This is a genomic window from Xylophilus sp. ASV27 (assembly GCF_016428875.1).
GTDB lineage: Bacteria > Pseudomonadota > Gammaproteobacteria > Burkholderiales > Burkholderiaceae_C > Xylophilus.
Window position 1 is genome coordinate 1 of record NZ_JAELTO010000425.1, and the last position, 255, is coordinate 255.

General features: G+C 65.1%; 1 protein-coding gene. It reads left to right on the forward strand.

From position 1 onward, the window contains the following. Window positions 1-255 (forward strand): GTP-binding protein (locus JHD63_RS23635; RefSeq protein WP_233168578.1); only part of this gene is annotated, 255 nt, incomplete at both ends.

A 255-nucleotide genomic window follows, 5' to 3' on the forward strand; every position in this document is an offset into this window, starting at 1 on the left:
TCACCGGCGCCGCCCAGATGGACGGCGCCATCCTGGTCTGCTCCGCCGCTGACGGCCCCATGCCCCAGACCCGCGAGCACATCCTGCTGGCGCGCCAGGTCGGCGTCCCCTACATCATCGTCTTCCTGAACAAGTGCGACATGGTCGACGACGCCGAACTGCTCGAACTCGTCGAAATGGAAGTCCGCGAACTCCTCGACAAGTACGAATTCCCCGGCGACGACACCCCCATCATCCACGGCTCGGCCAAGATGG